The 13,875-nt window shown below is 65.3% G+C and carries 14 protein-coding genes and 1 tRNA gene; 10 read left to right on the plus strand and 5 right to left on the minus strand.

The annotated features are described in order from the left end of the window. Nucleotides 1-249 precede the first annotated feature (249 nt). On the minus strand, nt 250-567 hold the full coding sequence (locus HMF7854_RS11255) for a DUF5681 domain-containing protein (protein WP_126719180.1): 318 nt from the start codon (nt 565-567) through the stop codon (nt 250-252). Between the two features lie 976 nt (nt 568-1,543). On the opposite strand from HMF7854_RS11255, the gene HMF7854_RS11260 reads away from it, so the two are divergent. Both HMF7854_RS11260 and HMF7854_RS11265 read left to right on the plus strand, forming a co-directional pair. Continuing rightward, complete coding sequence (locus HMF7854_RS11260; protein WP_126719181.1) at nt 1,544-1,882, plus strand: hypothetical protein; 339 nt, start codon at nt 1,544-1,546, stop codon at nt 1,880-1,882. A 34-nt stretch (nt 1,883-1,916) separates the two neighbouring features. Then, nucleotides 1,917-3,314, plus strand: coding sequence for an AAA family ATPase (locus HMF7854_RS11265; RefSeq protein ID WP_126719182.1), 1,398 nt, complete (start codon nt 1,917-1,919; stop codon nt 3,312-3,314). A 305-nt stretch (nt 3,315-3,619) separates the two neighbouring features. Here the strand turns inward: HMF7854_RS11265 and HMF7854_RS11270 are convergent, their stop codons facing one another. Continuing rightward, entirely contained in the window at nt 3,620-4,492 is an 873-nt protein-coding gene (locus HMF7854_RS11270) for a hypothetical protein (protein WP_126719183.1), read from the minus strand. 289 nt (nt 4,493-4,781) lie between these two features. Next, nucleotides 4,782-4,871, minus strand: a tRNA-Ser gene (locus HMF7854_RS11275). A gap of 168 nt (nt 4,872-5,039) precedes the next feature. Between HMF7854_RS11275 and hspQ the strand changes: the two genes are divergently transcribed. Then, nucleotides 5,040-5,390 carry a heat shock protein HspQ gene (gene hspQ, locus HMF7854_RS11280; protein ID WP_239016947.1) on the plus strand — a complete coding sequence of 117 codons (351 nt, stop codon included), beginning with the start codon at nt 5,040-5,042 and terminating at the stop codon, nt 5,388-5,390. A gap of 39 nt (nt 5,391-5,429) precedes the next feature. Here the strand turns inward: hspQ and HMF7854_RS11285 are convergent, their stop codons facing one another. Next, entirely contained in the window at nt 5,430-8,072 is a 2,643-nt protein-coding gene (locus tag HMF7854_RS11285) for a TonB-dependent receptor plug domain-containing protein (protein ID WP_126719185.1), read from the minus strand. 242 nt (nt 8,073-8,314) lie between these two features. Between HMF7854_RS11285 and rplU the strand changes: the two genes are divergently transcribed. From rplU to HMF7854_RS11300, 3 genes are all read left to right on the plus strand, one after another. Further along, nucleotides 8,315-8,824, plus strand: a complete 510-nt coding sequence (gene rplU, locus HMF7854_RS11290) for a 50S ribosomal protein L21 (RefSeq protein WP_126719186.1) — start codon at nt 8,315-8,317, stop codon at nt 8,822-8,824. Between the two features lie 5 nt (nt 8,825-8,829). After that, nucleotides 8,830-9,102: a 50S ribosomal protein L27 gene (gene rpmA, locus HMF7854_RS11295; protein ID WP_126719187.1), complete on the plus strand. Its 273-nt coding sequence runs from the start codon at nt 8,830-8,832 to the stop codon at nt 9,100-9,102. A gap of 170 nt (nt 9,103-9,272) precedes the next feature. After that, complete coding sequence (locus HMF7854_RS11300) at nt 9,273-9,818, plus strand: GNAT family N-acetyltransferase (RefSeq protein ID WP_126719188.1); 546 nt, start codon at nt 9,273-9,275, stop codon at nt 9,816-9,818. A gap of 118 nt (nt 9,819-9,936) precedes the next feature. On the opposite strand, the gene HMF7854_RS11305 is transcribed toward HMF7854_RS11300, so the two are convergent. Continuing rightward, on the minus strand, nt 9,937-10,821 hold the full coding sequence (locus HMF7854_RS11305; protein WP_126719189.1) for a metal-dependent hydrolase: 885 nt from the start codon (nt 10,819-10,821) through the stop codon (nt 9,937-9,939). 78 nt (nt 10,822-10,899) lie between these two features. Between HMF7854_RS11305 and HMF7854_RS11310 the strand changes: the two genes are divergently transcribed. The 4 genes from HMF7854_RS11310 to HMF7854_RS11325 are packed head-to-tail and all read left to right on the plus strand — an operon-like array spanning nt 10,900 to nt 13,819. Then, nucleotides 10,900-11,448, plus strand: coding sequence for a TetR/AcrR family transcriptional regulator (locus HMF7854_RS11310; RefSeq protein ID WP_239016948.1), 549 nt, complete (start codon nt 10,900-10,902; stop codon nt 11,446-11,448). Nucleotides 11,449-11,496: 48 nt separating this feature from the next. Next, nucleotides 11,497-12,537: a GTPase ObgE gene (gene obgE / locus HMF7854_RS11315; protein WP_126719191.1), complete on the plus strand. Its 1,041-nt coding sequence runs from the start codon at nt 11,497-11,499 to the stop codon at nt 12,535-12,537. Next, on the plus strand, nt 12,534-13,439 hold the full coding sequence (locus HMF7854_RS11320) for an NAD-dependent epimerase/dehydratase family protein (protein ID WP_126719192.1): 906 nt from the start codon (nt 12,534-12,536) through the stop codon (nt 13,437-13,439). Before obgE ends, HMF7854_RS11320 begins: the two co-directional genes overlap by 4 nt. Continuing rightward, a complete protein-coding gene (locus HMF7854_RS11325; protein WP_126719193.1) occupies nt 13,439-13,819 on the plus strand; it encodes a DUF423 domain-containing protein in 381 nt (126 codons plus the stop codon). The genes HMF7854_RS11320 and HMF7854_RS11325 overlap by 1 nt, the downstream gene beginning before the upstream one ends. The last annotated feature ends 56 nt before the right edge of the window (nt 13,820-13,875 follow it).

Consider the following 13,875-nt stretch of genomic DNA (forward strand, 5'->3'; position numbering starts at 1 on the left):
TTCCTCTCGGGTTGACCATCAACTCGACACTAGGCCGTGAACGACTGGCGGGTTTAGAAACCAGTCATCACGCGCTTGACGGCCGATTGTGGGTCTTCCCGGCCCCAACTGGCCTTATGAACGAAGGTCCGCTCGCGGGCCGTGTACCTGTGCGCAAAGTCAGGCTACTCAAGGCAGAAAGGATGCTCGCAAACAATTGCCGCGAGCACCCGATCATGCATTGGTAGCAGTTGTCAATTTGCCAAACAGTTACTTGTCTGGACTGGGTATGCTATGCTCCAAGTCAGCCCGGGGCTCGTCTTGTCCGCCATCATTCTCGAGCAGGTACTGAGCGGCTTTCAGATTACCGTTCATTGCCTCTATAAAGAGATTTTCAACTAGTACTTCTCGGATCGAAACGTCACTGCGATCAAGCGGTGACTTGACCTCTTGATCCAACAAGCGACTTACGATTGTTTTCAAATTTCTGGATCCACGTGGCCGCCCTTTCGGGTTGCCCGACTGACCTGGCTTGAACTGGTAAAATTTCGGCGGGCGCCCCGGCCCGACCTGCTCCTCCTTGTTCATCAGTCCACCGCCTTTCGGCGCGCGCCAGCGCAGCATATGAAAACGTGAAGGACCGGCGTGGAAGTGAATGACCGCTGATTGTTGTGTCGCTGAGCAACCCACATCTGCGGGTACGGACCCGCTTCAAGACGGAGTCCTCGCGGCTTTCTCCATATCACGAAGTTGAGGATCATTGCTGCCTACAAGACTTGCCTGGTCACACACCGACTTGGGCGAGCGACCTTGTGAATGGCAAACCTTCAGCACCAGACAGCAACGGTGCGAGAGGGCGCCGGAAAAATGACATCCCGGAGCCTTGACGAGCAAGGCCTTGCCCCCCGTGTTCCGCACATCGGCACGACTGTCAAGCTGTGAGTTCGTCCATTGTTCCTGATGTGATCCTTCAGCGGGCACTGCCTCACCGCCTTGGTGGAGACCGTGCGCGAAGGCGCTGACTCAGCCCCTAACAGTGGCGCAGGTCTGGGCTCCGTCGTCCCTTCCCTGTTTTCACCCTGTAAATAGGGTCGATCCTGACATTGATCCACCCTCCGCGGCTCCGACTGCCGGAGAACGCGGTGACGCTTTGATCGACGTTCAGCGGGCTACGCAAATCAGGTGAGAAGAGCAGCGGGGCTCGTCTGCGGGATTGCCGAGGGGGAACGCCGAGTGTCGCCGGTGAAGGTAGGTCCGCCGACCTGCTCTCCTTGCTGGTTCCTGGATAAAAGCCGCGGTGCTGGTTGTCGTGCTGAACTGACGATTTCGCGTCGTTTCTGCTTGCGTCCGGTCGGCAAGGACGCAATCTTTGTGTCGCTCCCGAGATACGCGGGAGCGGGGCGTGGAAACCCCGCTAGTCAGCTCGGTCGTCAGCTATCGCTGTGGCCGGGTGGCATGCGCGCATGTCCAGCCGGCAACGGTAAAGGCGCATGCGCCTGTGACTAGCAGGTTTCCAACATCCGGCTTCGGCCGTCGCCCCCGAGAGGAACATAGGGGGTGACAGATGTCGAAGCTGAAGATCGTCGTTTCGGCCGGAACGCTGCTCGCCAGTGCGTGCGCCTCGACCTCTGGGATGCTGCACAACGAGGTGGATGAGGTTTTTCACCTCGCCCGTTCGCAGTCTGAGGTGGCCGCCTGCTTTGAGCAGAGGGATCACCTCCGCCTCATCGAGCGACCCGACGGCGCTCGAGTGGCCATCTTCCGCAACGGCTACGGCATCCCCTTCAAAACCTTCTCGATCTATCCCGAGGGAGCTGGGTCGAGGGTCGAGGTGCGGCATAGTGCGGCACTAGGTTTGAGCCTGCCGTGGAAGCGCTGCGTCGGCTTGAAGCCGATGCGCTGAGCCGCCCCCAAACATCATTCAGTGAGGCGTAGACATGGCTCGAGAAGACTCTCCGACGAAGGCCGCTGCCGATCGGCTCTGGGCCCTGATCACAGCAGTCCAGCAGGCCTTTCCTGGTGCGGAGCAGCAGGACCAGGTCCGCGGCTTCCTACAGGCTCTCCGTGGGCTGGCAATGCAGGTCGCCACGGCCGACGGGACGCTGACCCAGGCTGAAGATGAGACGATCCGTACCATCTTCTGGTTTGACCGCTCGACGACCAACCAAGCGACGCTCAGCCTCATTCAGAACGCACCATTGTTGGAGGCCTTCTCGAAGGAGGTTGAGCAGGTTGGGCCGCTCATCTCCAAGCTGAACATCAAGGATCTGAATTTTTCGAAGACGATCGAGTACATCTTAGGCGTTGTCGCCTCAGCGGACGGAGTTCAGCCGCGAGAGAATGCGCAGTTGGCCTGCTATTCCGCCCGCCTGCAAGCAGCTCTTCCTTCCGACTATCTTCAAGACAAGCCGCTCGAGCTAACCAACCCGCTGGCGCCGGCACGAGCACCAAGTGCTGCTCAGGCCGGGTCACCCGAGAGCCCGCACCAGGACTCCGACGCTCGCTCCGTGCAATCCGTCATGGGCAAGCTCGATCAACTGATCGGGCTAGCGACCGTGAAGCACGAGGTCGAAACGCTGACCAACCTCGCCAAGGTCTTTGCCATGCGGAAGCAGGCGGGTCTGCATGTCCCTGACATGTCCTTCCACCTGGTGTTCCTCGGCAATCCAGGCACCGGCAAGACCACTGTCGCGCGGATTATCGCTGAACTGTACGGGTGCTTGGGCCTGCTCTCGAAGGGGCACCTGGTAGAAGTCGATCGCTCAGGCTTGATCGCGGAGTATGTCGGTCAAACTGCCATCAAAACGCAAGGCGTGATCGACAAAGCGCTTGGCGGCGTTCTGTTCATCGATGAGGCCTACGCGCTCGATGGAGGCGAGGACAACGACTACGGCAACGAAGCCGTGGCAACCCTGCTGAAGGCGATGGAAGATCATCGCTCCGACCTCGTCGTGATTGCCGCCGGCTATACCGATCAGATGAACCGCTTTCTCGGGATGAACCCTGGTCTACGCTCGCGAATGAGCCGCGACATCAGCTTCCCCGATTACTCACCAGCCGAAATGCTTCAAATCCTCTACGAGCTAGCGAAGGCGGCACAGTACAGCTTCGCTGAAGGTACGCGGGCTCGTCTCGAGCAGATTATTCAGAGTATGTGGGATCACCGCGCCAAAGATTTCGCCAACGCCCGCGATGTGCGCAATCTCTTTGAGCAAATCGTTGAGGCGCAGGCGAATCGAATAGGGCAGTTGCCGGCAGCAGATCGGGATGAGATCTGCGAGATGTGTGAGATCACGGCCGGCGACATCGAGGCGACACAGCCAGCGATTGTTTGACTGCTGATTATGCAGCTGAGACTAACCGCGTCCGGACGCAGTTAGTCTGCTGAGGCGCGCCCGACTTCGGCTATGATCGGCCGATGGCCGAGACGCCCCTTTTCAGCGGCAAGCGAGCCGCCCGCGGTACTCGCACGGGCACCGACAGCCGGCGTGTCGCTCCGGCTTGCTGCACCCGCTGTTCGCACCTGCAGCGGCATACAGCGGAGGGGTTCGTGCCACGACCAAGTCGGGCGATATCAGCAACGCTTACTTCGCGCATGGTGCATGAAACTCGAGGCAGCGCCGCGGAGGAGCGTGAGCCTTTAGTACTGGGGACCCCCGATGAACGGGCTGACAAACGGGATCTTCGGCTTGTTGAACGGGATGCGGCTTACCCGGTGCCCCTGCCCCTCAGGAGGCTCGACGCGCTCGGGCGTAGAGGGTTGCTGGACCTCGCCCGGTCCAAGCGGCCCGGACGGGCTCAGCAGCTCTTCTACAAGCTCGCGTCGAGGCTCCCGGTAGACACCGCGGAGGCCGAAGTCGCCCGGCTCCCAGCCGTAGCCGATCGCACCGGGTGCGGGCGCGATCAGGGGCATCTCATCCGTCCCCAGCCACCGACCCCGGGAGCGGAACCGCAGTTGCGGGGAGAAGTCAGTCACCTCCTCCTCTCGCAGCTTGCGGATCAGGGCATCTCGCTTCCGCCGGAGGATCGCCCGCTTGGCGGCGTTGCGCTTGGTCTCCTTCACGGCAGCAAGCTTCGCCTCGATCTGAGCCTTGTCGTAGAGAACCCGGTCGAGCACACCGAGGCGCTGGGTGATGCTGACCAGGCCTTGGCAGCGGGAGCAGCTCCAGTCGCCTCGCACATAGTAGATCCGCTGGCAGCTCCGACCGCACTGCCGGCAGGCCATCATGGTCTTGGTCACATTCTCGTTGACCACAAAGGAGCGAAGAGCAAGGTTGCGGGGCCCGATCCCCACCTCGACGTTGGTGGTCCCGAAGAAGCGGAAATGGAAGTCAATCCGCCCATCCTCGAGGCTGCGCACTTGGGCATGGCCGATGATCAGGCCGCGCTCGTCGGTCCACTCGATGCACTGTTGACCCCTCGCCAGCATCTTACGAGACTCGCTGATGTCGAGCGAGGGGAAAGCCTCACAGTAGGGCCGGCCAGGTCGTTTCCGTTTCTGGTGCTGCCCCATGCACTCCCTCCCACAGCGGGCTCTACCGCCTCCCTATTTTTTCTAGTCGACAAGTCGGCAGCACAATTCCGGATTTCTACGGTAAGTTGGCGCAACGGTGAACCGTTAACCCATTGAAAACAGGCACTCCACCAGTTTGGTCTGAGCCACGTGCAAGACCGCCGAGAAATTCAGGAATTCAATCGCAAACTTCGCAGCATTTTGAGCGGCGTAGACGCGCGCGATCGAATGCCAAGCTGCTGTTTTTGAACGGAAAACGGCGTAGACGCATCAGCTAGTACTGACGCAGTGGCGGAGAGGGTGGGATTCGAACCCACGGTACCGTTGCCGGCACGCCGCATTTCGAGTGCGGTGCTTTCGACCACTCAGCCACCTCTCCGCGAGGTCTTGAACGAGGGCTCCGGCGGCTGCCGGCGGGTCGTTGCCGGGCCCCTAGCAGCGGTCGGCAGGCTTGCCTAGTCGCTTCTGCGCTCCCGCGCATCGCGCTTGTGCTGCGCTGCAGCGACACTAGATTGCACCCATGTCCTCGCTGCTTCGTTCTTCCGACATGACGTCGGGTCTCCATGCTCCGCCTGTCAGCCGCGCCCGCTTCGCGATCGGTGACGTGGTGCGGCATCGGCTGCTCGATTTTCGCGGGGTGGTGTTCGATGTCGACCCGGTCTTCGCCAACAGCGACGAATGGTACGAATCGATCCCCGAGGCGATCCGGCCGAGCAAGGAACAGCCCTTCTACCACCTGCTCGCCGAGAATGCCGAGGCGAGCTACGTCGCTTATGTCAGCCAGCAGAACCTGATCGCCGACGAGGAGAGCGGCCCGGTTGACCACCCGGCGATCGACGGCCTGTTCGATGCCTTCGAGGAAGGCCGCTATCGCCTTCGCCGCGAGCACAAGCACTAGGGGCGGAAGGCGCATCCCCGCGCCGCCCGCCCCACGCCATTAGAAGTTCACCGACAGCCGCCCGTAGAGGAAGCGGCCGTTGAATCCGAACGGCGAGAAGTTGCTGAACGGAGCCACATAGTTGGTCGCCGGATCGTTACGGGCGAGACCCGTCAGTGGATCGACACCGCGGCCGCGCGGCACATTGTCGGGATAAACGTCGAAGATGTTGTTCCCGCCCAGCGCCAGCACCAGCCGGTCGCCGCCGAACGGCTTGAACCGCACTTCCAGGTCGGTGATCGTCTTGGCCGACAGCGGCACGTCGAGGAAGGGCTCGCTGCCTGCCCCGAGCACCTTGCCGTAGCGGGTCGCGCGGATCGTTCCGCCCAAGCGGCCCGCATCATAGTCGAGCGAGCCGTTGAGCTTGCTGCGCGGCTGCCCCTGCTCGATCCGGAGCGACTCCTGCCGTCCGAACAGCACCAGCCCGGGAATGGTCGCGAGCGCGCCCAGCGAAGCGTTGTTGCGGGTGATCCGGGTCTTGTTGAGGTTGAGCCCGCCGGTCAGGTTGATCCGGCCGCCTAGGTAGGTGCCAGGCGCGCGATAGGTGGCGACCACGTCGAGCCCGCGGGTGCGGGTGTCGATCCCGTTGATGAAGAACCGAGCCGCGGTGACGCTGGGGAAGCCGGCGCTCGCCAGCAGCGCGCGAACTGCATTGTTCTGGGCCGTCGTTCCGAATGCGCCCAGATTCTCGGTAACCACGATCCGATCGCGGATCTTGATCTGATAGGCGTCGACGGTGATGCTGAGCCGCGGCACCGCGGTGAACACGACGCCGCCCGACAGCGCGCGCGACCGTTCCGGCTTGAGCGGTTGCGCGCCGAGCGCGAGCGCCGCCGGATTGTTGACCGGCAGCGTCACCGTATCGAGCAGGATGCCGTTGACGTTGTTGGTCGCCTGCGCCGCGTAGAACTGCTGCTGAAGCGACGGCGCTCGGAAGCCGGTCGAAGCCGAAGCGCGGAGCGCGATCCCGCTGACCGGCTCGAAGCGGCCGGCGAGCTTCCAGTTCAGTTTGCTCCCGAAATCGCTATAGTCCTCGTAGCGGAGCGCACCCTGCACGTTGATGGCCTTGGTGATGTCGCTGTCGACCTCGGCATAGGCCGACACGTTGTGCCGCTTGTGCGGATCGGCGACGCTCTGGCCGGCGATGGTCGGTTGGAAGCCTGGGAAGACCTGCGCCCCGGGGGCGCCACCGGCCGGCCCATTGGCGTAGCTGGCGAGCTCGCCCGGGCGGATGTCGAACAGCTCGCGGCGATATTCCGCCCCGGCCGAAATCGTCGTCTTGCTGGTGAACGCAAGCGCGATGTCGCGGCTGACATCGAGGTTGAACAACGCCTGCGAATATTTGAGCCCGCCCGAGTCGAACTGGGTTTGCGAGGCCGCGCCGAAGCTGCGGTTGAGGCTGTTCTTGATCGTGAAGTCGACCTTGTCGCGTCCATACTGGCCGGACAGGTCCCAGCGGAACCCGGCCAATTCGCCGCGCACACCTAGGGTCGTCGCATAGTCGCGGGTCAGCGTGCCGATCAGCGGCAGGAAGCCGTTGGGATAGATGCTCGGTACGTTCCGAGCGTCATTCGCCAAGCGGTAAAAGCCCGCGCTCAGGCCGCGCCGCCGGTTGAGCGTCGAGAAGCCGTAAAGCTCAGCCTCGCCGAGCGGCAGCGAATAATTGGCGAAAAGCTTGTAGTCGTGGGTGGCGGGATCGCCGTAGATGTGGCTGAACCGGTTGAAGCTCAGCTCGCGCGTGTCGAGCACTCCGCCCGCGAGAAGGTTGTATTGGCGGCGTGGGTCCGCGCCCGTGCGATGGGTCGCGTTGCGGTTTTGATATTCGCCGGCGATGTTGATCTGGCCGCGGGCGCCGAGCGGAAGCCCAACGACCGCTGCCAGGGTCGCCGTCGCGCCGTCGTTGCGCTTGATGTCGCGACCGGTCGAGGTCAGCGCCAACGTCCCGTCCGGGGCGAGCACCGGGGTGCCCGCGGCGGTCGTCTGCACCCCGCTGTAGCCCTGCACCCCGCCGACATGGGTGTCGTACTCGCCATAGGTGACGCTTGCGCGCCCGCCGCTGCGGGAATTGCGCAGCTGGAAGTTGATGACGCCCGCGATTGCGTCAGACCCGTACTGCGCGGCGGCGCCGTCGCGCAGCACTTCGACCCGCTGCAGCGCCACGGTCGGGATAAGATTGATGTCGACAGCGGAGGTACCGCGTCCGACCGAGCCGTTGATGTTGAGCAGCGAGGACGTGTGGCGGCGCTTGCCGTTGAGCAGCACCAGCGTCTGGTCGGGGCCGAGGCCGCGCAGCGTGGCCGGGCGGATCACGTCGGTCCCGTCGGTGATCGAGGGCTGCGGAAAGTTGAAGCTCGGCACTTCCTGGTTGAGCGCGCGGTTCACTTCGGTGAAGCCGGTGTTGCTCAGGCTCTGTGCCGAGATGACGTCGACCGGAACCGGCGAATCGGCGACCGTGCGGTCGATCCGGCGGGTGCCCGTGACGATGATGGTCGATTGGTCGGGCTGCTGCCCCTCGGCCTGTGACTGCCCGACCCGATTGGCGTCGTTCGCCTGCTGGTTTTGCTGCGCCGAAGCCGGCGCGGCGATGGCAAGCAGGCTGCCGCCCGCCAGAAGTAGCTGAGATCCGATCCGAACCCGTCCCATGATGCCCCCCGGAACATTGGCCTAAGTGCCCGGGAGCAGATGAAACCTTGCCGTAAGGAAGCGCAAGCGGACGCCGACGTTTGCACGGATCGAGTCACCGATTTGCAACGCTTTCGGAACGCTTTCCCGCGGTTGACTTGCCTTGTGCCCTCCCCTAGTCGGCACGCTTTCCGCGCGCAGGCCTCGGCTTGGCGCCCCAGCCGTGCGTGGAAGCGAAATACTAGACCGAGAAGAGACCTATAATGTTCGCAATCGTGCGCACGGGCGGAAAGCAGTACCGCGTCGCCCCGGGAGACAAGATCGTCGTCGAGAAGCTGGCCGGTGACGCCGGTGACAGCATTACCCTCTCCGACATCCTGTTCGCGGGTGACGGGTCGGACGTGAAGAGCACGGACGGGCTCACCGTCGGGGCGGAGATCATCGCCCAGGCGAAGGGCGAGAAGGTCGTCGTGTTCAAGAAGCGGCGCCGGCACAACTATCGCCGCAAGAAGGGCCATCGCCAGCAGCACACCATCCTGCGCATCGTCTCGATCGGCGACCAGAAGGAGCAGCCGAAGTCTAAGGCCGCCAAGGCCTCGACCCCGGCCGCCGATCAGTCGGCCGGCGCAGGCACGCCGGCGGCGGAAACCAAAGCCCCGGCGCGCAAGTCCGCTGCCAAGGGCGACACCGCCTCGACAAGCGATGCTGCGCCTGCTAAGGCGCCGGCCAAGAAGTCTGCGGCTCCGGCCGCGGCCACCAGCACCGAAGAGTAAATCACATGGCACATAAGAAGGCCGGCGGTTCCTCGCGGAACGGCCGCGACAGCGAGAGCAAGCGCCTTGGCGTGAAGAAGTTCGGCGGCGAAGCGGTTCGCGCCGGCAACATCATCGTGCGTCAGCGCGGCACGCGCTGGTACCCGGGGACGAACGTCGGCCTGGGCAAGGACCATACCCTCTTTGCGCTCAGCGACGGTCGCGTAGCGTTTCGCGATGGCCGCCAAGGCCGCAAGTACGTCCATATTGAGGCGATGCTTAGCGAAGCAGCAGAATAGGAGTTGGCCGATAAAGGGCCGCTCCAAGAAGGGGCAGCCCGGAACCGGTTCTCAAGCGAGATCCAGCTCACAGGGAGAAGAAGGCAGCCCCTTCTTCTCCCTTTCTTTTTCTTCTCCCGAAACTGTCACGCGGTGCCCCTAACGGGTCGCCCGAGGAAGGGAGAAGTACCATGTTCGCAAGGACCGAAAGGCTGCTGCTGCGGCCCGGCTGGATCGAGGATGCGCCCGCGCTCGCCGCCGCGATCGCCGACGAGCGCATCGTCCGCAACCTGTCGGCGGCACCCTGGCCATACCGGCTTGCTGACGCGGAAGCCTTCCTCTCCGCACCGCGCGATCCCGTGCTGCCGAGCTTTCTCGTCTTTGTCCGAACGACCGCCGCGCCCGAGCTGATCGGCAGCTGCGCGCTGGTTCGTCGTCCCTCGGGCGCGGTCGAACTCGGCTACTGGATCGGCCGTGCCCATTGGGGCCGCGGCTATGCCACCGAGGCCGGACGCGCCCTCATCGAGATTGCACGAGCCCTCGGCCTGCGCCGTCTGGAAGCCGCCCACTTCGTCGACAACCCGGCGTCGGGCCGCGTGCTCGAGAAGCTCGGTTTCGTGTCTACCGGTCTTAGCGCCGAGCGCACCAGTTGCGCCCGCGGCACGGCGGCCCCGGTCCGCCTTGTTCGGCTCTTATTGGACGAAGTACAGGAGGAAGCAGCTCCGCTGGCAGCCTAGAAAACCATCGCTACGCGCCTCCCCCGGCCGGCGGGGAGGCGCACGTAACTGACAATTGGGCGGTGATAGCGGGGGGCGGGACTCGGCAACCCTCGCGATCGCCCTTCCCAGAAAACCCTCAGGCGGCCGTCCTCACCTTCCGCGGCGGTTCCTGCCGGAACTGGTAGTCGCTCTCGAAACCCTTGATCAGCGCGCGGTCGTCCTCCTGCCACGGATGGAAACCGGGCATGAAGAACTGCACCCAGGCAGAGAAGATCTTGCGCATCACGCCGGGCCGGCCCCACATTTCCCACAGCAGCGGCGCCCACGCCCTCGCGCCCGTGATCCCGTCCTGCCGAAGCAGTTCGAGCGCACCGGCAGTGCGGTCGACGATGAAGTTGCGGGTGACGAACAGCATCACCTTCGCCTTGACCTTCCAGCGCTTGCCCCGCGGCCAATGCTTTGTCGCCTCGAGCCAGGTGTCGTAGGCAACGCCCTTGTGCTCGATCTCTTCCGCCGCGTGCCACCGCCACAGCGCGGCGCTCTCGGCATCGGCGCCCTTCAGATGGCGCGAGTCCTTGAGCAACTCGTGCGCCAGGATGGCGGTGAAATGTTCGAGGGCCATGGTCGCCGCGAGGCTCGCGATCGGCGGCCGCGACTTGGTGATCGCCAGCCGGTCCTCGACCCGCTTCTCCAGCAACGACAGGTCGTAACCCGCGTCCGCCGCGCGGCGGTTGAACGCCAGATGCTCGCGGCTGTGGATCACCTCCTGCTTGGTGAAGGCGCGGATCTCATCGGCGAGCCGCTGGTCCTCGACGTCGCGGAACTGGCGGACGCTCTCGACGAAAAAGGCCTCCCCCTTCGGGAAGGTCGCCGACAGCGCGTTGAAGAAGGCGGTGCGATAGGGATTGCCGCCGTGCCACCAGCGCGGCGTGGCCTCGTCACGCCCGAAGCGCCGGTCGCGCGGGGTGATTGTCAGGTCGGCGGGGGTCAGGCCACGGCGGGCCAAGCTTGCGCTCGTCATCTTGTTACTCCAACCACTCGAGACCTTAAATGAGTTCTGCTGACACTAATGTCAATAAGATTACCATCGCGTAAACGGATGGATGCGGCGGAAAGCAAGGCGACGGCGCTGGACGCCGCGCATGCCTTGCTGATCGAGGATGGGGCGGCGGCGGTCACGCTGCAGGCAGTTGCAGCGCGGATCGGGCGGACCCATGCCAACCTCCTCCACCACTTCGGCTCGGCCGCCGGGCTTCAGCGCGCGCTGGCCGAGCGAATTGCCGAGCGCATCGCCGCCAGCATCGGCGCGGCGATCGCCAGCCGCCGCCGGGGCGAGGCAAGCCCGCGCGATGTCGTCGACATCATGTTCGACAGCTTCGAGCGCGAGCGCGCCGGCGAGCTGATCGGCTGGGTAGCGCTCAACCGCCAGCGCGAGGCGCTGGCGCCGGTCTATGCGGTGATCGGCTCGATCCTCGCCGACTTCCGCGCGGTCGGCGACCGCCGCCCCCTCGACAAGGTGATTCTCGGCCTCGTCCTTCTCGCAATCGGCGACAGCCTGGTCGGCGGTGAGATCGCCGAGGCGACCGGGCTTGAGCGGGTCACGGTGCGCGAGGATGCCGCCGCGCTGATCGCCGCGCTCGCGCCCTGAACCCCACCCCGCTCGCCTTTTCGCGCCCCCTTCCCTACATGGCGCGCCATGCATTTCCTCGACCAAGCCAAGATCTACGTGCGCGCCGGCGCGGGCGGCCCCGGCGCGGTGAGCTTCCGACGTGAGAAGTTCATCGAATACGGCGGCCCTGACGGTGGTGACGGCGGAAAAGGCGCCGACATCGTGTTCGAAGCGGTGGCTGGCCTCAACACGCTGATCGACTTCCGCTACACGCAGCACTTCCGGGCCCCGCGCGGAAAGGGCGGGTCCGGCTCCAACCGCACCGGTGCGGGCGGCGAGGACCTCGTCATCAAGGTCCCCGTCGGCACCCAGATCCTCGCTGACGACGAGGAGCGCAGCCTGCTCGCCGACCTGACCGAGGTCGGGCAGCGGCTGGTCTTCCTCGAAGGCGGCATGGGCGGTCGCGGCAACGCCAGCTACAAGACCTCCACCAACCGCGCTCCGCGCCAGCACCAGCCAGGCGTCGCGGGCGAGGAGATGTGGCTCTGGTTGCGACTGAAGCTGCTCGCCGATGTCGGGCTCGTCGGCCTTCCCAACGTGGGCAAGTCGACTTTCCTCAATCGCACCACGAACGCGGTCGCCAAGGTCGGCGACTATCCGTTCACGACCCTCCGTCCGCAGCTCGGCGTGGTCCGCCACAAGGGGCTGGAATTCGTCCTCGCCGACATTCCCGGACTGATCGAGGGCGCGGCGGAGGGCGCCGGAATCGGCGACCGCTTCCTCGGTCATGTCGAGCGCACTCGCGTTCTCCTTCACCTGGTTGACGCCGCCAGCGAGGATCCGGCCGAGTCCTACCGCATCGTTCGCGATGAGCTCGATGCTTATGGCGCTGGTCTAGAAGACAAGGTCGAGATCGTCGCCTTGTCGCGTGCCGACCTCGTCGACGAGGATAGGCGGGCGCACATAGCCGCCACGCTCGAAGAGGCTTGCGGCAGTCGTCAGTTCACCGTCTCAGCCGCGACCGGAGATGGGGTCGAGCCCCTGCTCGACGCCATCGCGGAAGCGCTCGGCCATGCGCAGGAGGAAGCGGAGGCCGAAGAGCCGGCGGGGAACTGGTCGCCACTGTGAGACTCGCGCTGACCGGCGCCACCGGGTTCGTCGGCGGCCACCTGCTCGACTTGGCGCTGGACGCGGGCTGCTCGGTCAGCGCCCTCGCCCGCCGTCCGCAACCGTCTCGCGCCGGCGTGCAGTGGATCGCCGGGGACCTCGCTGATCGTGCCGCGCACGGCCGGCTGGTCGACGGCGCGAAAGCGGTGATCCATGTCGCAGGCGTGCTCAACGCGCCCGATGAGGCCGGGTTCGAGGCGGGCAATGTCGCCGGCACCGCCGCCATGCTCGCGGCGAGCGAGGCGGCGGGCGTCCGTCGCTTCGTCTTCGTCTCCTCCCTTTCCGCACGCGAGCCCCGGCTCTCCCTCTACGGGGCGTCCAAGGCGCGCGCCGAGACGTTGGTCGCAGCCTCGCCGCTGGACACGGCGATCGTCCGTCCCCCCGCCGTTTACGGCCCGGGCGACCGCGAGACGCTCGATCTGTTCCGCATGGCCAGGCTCGGCGCGGTTCTGATGCCGCCTGCCGGCCGAGTATCGCTGATCCACGCCGACGACCTCGCCAGGCTGTTGCTTGCGCTCGCCGCCGACGACGACGTTCCCAGCGGCCCGCTTGAGCCCGACGACGGTACACCGGGCGGGTTCAGCCACGGCGACTTCGCCCGGCTGCTCGGCGCGGCCGTCGGACGCCGGGTCGTGCCGCTCTCGACACCTGCGCCCCTGCTTCGCCTAGCCGCGCGGCTCGATGGGCTGGTCCGCGGACGCGGCGCCAAGCTCACCGCCGACCGGGTCTCCTACTTCTGCCATCCCGACTGGGTCGCCGATCCCGCCCGTGCCGTGCCCGAGCGGCTTTGGGCTCCCGAAATCCCGACGCCGCGCGGGCTGGCGGACACCGCCGGCTGGTACCGCCAGGCGGGCTGGCTGTGATGAGCCCGGCCGATCCGGTCCGCTCCCGCCTCGTCGCGGCCGGCGCGCTGCTCGGCGGCCTCGCTGTTGTCCTCGGCGCCTTTGGGGCGCATGCGCTCAAGAGCCGGCTCGGCGCGGAGCAGACCGGCTGGTGGGCGACCGCTGTCCAGTACCAGATGGCGCATGCACTCGCGTTGCTGCTGGTCGCCCCCCTTCCGATCCGCCGCCCCGCTCTGGTCGGCGCGGCCTTCGGCGTCGGCGCCCTCATCTTCTCGGGCACGCTCTACCTGATGGCGCTTGGCGCGCCGCGCTGGCTCGGCGCGGTGACCCCGCTCGGCGGCCTGCTGATGATCGCGGGATGGGTCCTGCTCGCCGTCGGTGCTCTCCGGCCGCGGCGTTGAAGGTCCGCATCCGCAGCAGGCATCGCCGCGTATCTCGTTCAGACTGGCCTCAGCCG

Source organism: Sphingomonas ginkgonis (assembly GCF_003970925.1).
Lineage (GTDB): Bacteria > Pseudomonadota > Alphaproteobacteria > Sphingomonadales > Sphingomonadaceae > Sphingomicrobium > Sphingomicrobium ginkgonis.

Coding starts and splice junctions, on each gene's coding strand:
- HMF7854_RS11255 (WP_126719180.1), bottom strand. CDS start 567: ATGAACAAGGAGGAGCAGGTCGGGCCGGGGCGCCCGCCGAAATTTTAC.
- HMF7854_RS11260 (WP_126719181.1), top strand. CDS start 1,544: ATGTCGAAGCTGAAGATCGTCGTTTCGGCCGGAACGCTGCTCGCCAGT.
- HMF7854_RS11265 (WP_126719182.1), top strand. CDS start 1,917: ATGGCTCGAGAAGACTCTCCGACGAAGGCCGCTGCCGATCGGCTCTGG.
- HMF7854_RS11270 (WP_126719183.1), bottom strand. CDS start 4,492: ATGGGGCAGCACCAGAAACGGAAACGACCTGGCCGGCCCTACTGTGAG.
- hspQ (WP_239016947.1), top strand. CDS start 5,040: ATGACGTCGGGTCTCCATGCTCCGCCTGTCAGCCGCGCCCGCTTCGCG.
- HMF7854_RS11285 (WP_126719185.1), bottom strand. CDS start 8,072: ATGGGACGGGTTCGGATCGGATCTCAGCTACTTCTGGCGGGCGGCAGC.
- rplU (WP_126719186.1), top strand. CDS start 8,315: ATGTTCGCAATCGTGCGCACGGGCGGAAAGCAGTACCGCGTCGCCCCG.
- rpmA (WP_126719187.1), top strand. CDS start 8,830: ATGGCACATAAGAAGGCCGGCGGTTCCTCGCGGAACGGCCGCGACAGC.
- HMF7854_RS11300 (WP_126719188.1), top strand. CDS start 9,273: ATGTTCGCAAGGACCGAAAGGCTGCTGCTGCGGCCCGGCTGGATCGAG.
- HMF7854_RS11305 (WP_126719189.1), bottom strand. CDS start 10,821: ATGACGAGCGCAAGCTTGGCCCGCCGTGGCCTGACCCCCGCCGACCTG.
- HMF7854_RS11310 (WP_239016948.1), top strand. CDS start 10,900: ATGGATGCGGCGGAAAGCAAGGCGACGGCGCTGGACGCCGCGCATGCC.
- obgE (WP_126719191.1), top strand. CDS start 11,497: ATGCATTTCCTCGACCAAGCCAAGATCTACGTGCGCGCCGGCGCGGGC.
- HMF7854_RS11325 (WP_126719193.1), top strand. CDS start 13,439: ATGAGCCCGGCCGATCCGGTCCGCTCCCGCCTCGTCGCGGCCGGCGCG.